Raw genomic sequence first — 3,350 nt, 5'->3', positions numbered from 1 at the left:
ACCGTGGAGTCCGTTCCCGCAACAAGCGTTGCCGTTCCGTTCTTGATTGAGCTGAGGGTGTTGCCGTTCAGGGTCATCGTGACTGCTAGATCCGCCTGGTTTGCCGTCTTCTTGTCAAAGCTGGCGCTGACCGGTGTAATCACCGAATTGCTCGCTGCAGTTGTCGTATCCACGACGGCAACTGCCAGAGACTGTGCCGACCCGGCACTGAAGCTGAAGGTCAGCGTTGTCGTTCCCACTGCCTGCGCTGCCAGATATGACTTGTTGATCGTTACCGTGCTGCCGCTGACCGTGTAGTCCGTTCCCGCAACAAGCGCTGCCGACCCGTTCTTGATCGAGCTGAGGGTGTTGCCGTTCAGGGTCATCGTGACTGCCAGATCCGCCTGATTCGCCGTCTTCTTGTCGAAGCTGGCGCTGACCGGTGTAATCACTGAGCCTGCAGCCGGCGGGTTTACCGGATCGGCATAAAGTGTGCCTCTGCCGTTCGTGCCAAGATACACCCGGCCGTAAATCCGCGGGTCTCCGGTGATGGCCATATTGATTTTGGCATAGTGATGGGCGTCGTCATTAATCCGCACCCAGGACGTCCCGGCATCATCGGAGCGGAAGACGCCTCTAACGCCGTCAATTTGGGCAACGGTGTACAGCGCCATATAGCTCTGGCCTGGAGCAGCTTTACCGAAGCCGATCAGGTCCGCTTCCTGCACATTGGACAGCTTAGTAAAGCTGGCTCCTGAATTGGTTGAATGCCACAAGCCATATTTGTTCTCCACGGTATTGCCGCCGGCAAACCAGATATCGCCTTCAATGCCCGGCATCGCCTTGATGCTGATCTGGGCCTGGTTCGGCTGCAGGCTGCCGACATTATTGGTCGGGAAACCCGTCGCCGCGCTAGCGGTAAAGGTAGCCCCGCCATCTGTGCTGACATAGAAGGTGCCTGCATAAAAGGCATAGAACTTGTTCGGATTCACCCGGTCCGAGGCGATCTTTGCTCCCGCAGGTACTCCGGTGCTCGCCGTCCAGGAATTGCCCGTGGTTTTGGAATAAAAGACGCCAATATCCGAGGTGCTCCACAGGATCGAATTGCCGCTGGCCGATACTGCAACCTGGCCTTGCCCGGCTGTTGTTTTCGTTCCATTCGATGGCTCGGCATTCGGCATGTACCAGTTGGTACCGCCGTCATTGGAGATCCCGATCGACTTCATACTCGGTGTCTTCTCTTTATCCGCACCGCCGACACGAATAATATAAGACGGACTTAACTCCGCATAATCGATGCCGGTCGTGGTCGCCCAGGACGGGCTGGTCTGGAACTTAACAGGTGCTGCCGTCACATCGTCATACCGGAAACCGGACACATCGCCAAGTGCGGTAATCAGGTGGGCACCCGAAGGCGGACTGATCAGGCCCAATACCGCTGTCTCTTCTACCCCCTTAGCCATGACTGAGATGTTGACAGTCCCGCCTGTATCCCATGCTCCCAGATTATTCGTGCCGTAAATAGTAGCACCCGTTCCGTACATCATCCGGTTTGAGTTGAACGGATCAATCTCCAGATCGCCCATCATCCAGCCCAGCTTCGGCGAGGGATCAAGGGAAGTCGAGGTTGTTCCATGATCAAGCCATGGTGCAGCCGTAATGTTCATCGCGAATTTATACGTCCGCTCAGGATAATTGCCCCAGTCCCAGATCCGGCTCCAGGTTGCCCCGCCGTTGGTGCTGCGGAAAATCACTTCGTCCGGCCACCAGGCATTCAGGCTGGATACCATAACCGTATTCGGATTCTGGGCATCCACAGCCAGACCGCCGAAACCATACCAGTTGTCGGTTCCCGTGGAAGGGCTGATATTTGTCCAGGCTCCGGTTGTGGTATTGAACTTCCAGACCTCACCTTTGCTGCCGTCATACGGGCCAACTCCATTACTGTAGGTGATGTACAGACTGCCCGTTGAAGAAAGTACGCCATGATGCGGCAGGTATCCTGTTGGCTGTCCTGGAACCGCAGCCCAGGTTGCACCTCCGTCCGTACTGCGGTAGATACTGCTTGCCGTATCCGCTACGCCGACATAGATTGTCTGGGTGGCACTGCCGGGCGTTCCGCTGCTTTTATCAAAAGTAATCCAGGATAAGCCGACCAGATCATTCCCGTAATCAAGTGTAGGATTCTGAATATACGTTCCTACATTGGGAAAAGAACTGACTTTAGACCAGGTGACCCCGGAGTCTGTACTTTTCCACAGGCCGTTGCCGCTGCGTGCCCCGAAGAACAGGATACTGTTCTTGTTAGGGTCAATCACAAGCCGCTCACCCGCCGAACGGCCGGGCATATTGCCGCCGACCTTAAACGGCAGCGCCGTTGACTGCCAGGTGTTTCCACGGTCGCTCGAACGCATAATCTGGCCGTTGTCATCCCATGAATTGGTGTAAGTTCCAGTGGCCATATATACCTTGTCCGGATTGACCGGATCTGTAGCCAGCGCATCTACGCCGTTCTTATTCCAGTCTACCCAGCCGACAGCGTCACTGATGGAAGTCCAGCTGCCAGAAGCCTGATTCCAGCGGTAGGCGCCGCCGATATCCGTTCGGGCATAGATCAGATTCGGTTCAGTCTGATTAAAAATGATTCCCGGCACAAACCCTCCGCCAGCTCCGGTGACAACACTCTTCCAGGTGTACGCTTCACTTGCTGCAGCATGAGTAACCGCGGGAAAGGCAGTAAATAACGTGCTCGACATTGCGGCCAGCAGGACAACAATTCCCATTCTTCGAATACGGTTACGAATCACGATTCCAGCCTCCTATGCTTTATTTTGTTAACGCTTACATTATAGAGCGAAAACCGGTTTCATAGAGAGGGAAAATGGTCAACCTTTTCGGAAATATGTCGCCAGATACCGTACCATTTTCGCACTAAATATTACATTTTTAGTAAAACAAAAGACTTTGCTAAAAAATTCAGCAAAGTCTCCTTTTGTCTAATGCGTCAGTATGAACTCATCCAGCTTGTTGCCGCCGATATCATAAGCCTCAAAGCTAAGCGTACGGCCGCTGACGGTAATTCCGGCGAACATCGGCTGGTTATTCTGAAAATGGACTTTATGGTAGAACTGGTCCTCCTTTTTCTCATTGAACTTTGAACCGGAAGCGTTCGTAACCAGATAGACCGTTCCCCTGGCCGCTCCTACCGGCTGCTCTCCTTCGGGTACGATGGCACCGTCAAGCAGCGGATAAGACCTGGAATATTCATGATTGTGACCCTGAAGGACCAGATCGACCTGATATTTATCAAAAATCACTGTCCAGTCCTCCACCTTCTTATACGTGTTGCCGCCGTAGGCCGGGCGGTGCAT

At 53.9% G+C, this 3,350-nt stretch carries 2 protein-coding genes; both read right to left on the bottom strand.

Features of this window, described 5'->3' with window-relative positions; genetic code table 11:
- A partial coding sequence (locus tag AQR02_RS08120; RefSeq protein WP_425339999.1) for a X2-like carbohydrate binding domain-containing protein occupies positions 1–2,762 on the bottom strand: 2,762 nt, incomplete at its 3' end.
- A 213-nt stretch (positions 2,763–2,975) separates the two neighbouring features.
- Positions 2,976–3,350: metallophosphoesterase family protein (locus AQR02_RS33760; RefSeq protein WP_483414271.1), on the bottom strand; the 375-nt coding region annotated here is incomplete at its 5' end.

Source organism: Paenibacillus ihuae (genome assembly GCF_001368795.1).
Taxonomy (GTDB): Bacteria; Bacillota; Bacilli; order Paenibacillales; family Paenibacillaceae; genus Paenibacillus_AQ; species Paenibacillus_AQ ihuae.
Note: the sequence above shows the minus strand (reverse complement) of the source record. Positions and strands in the feature narration are given on the sequence as shown.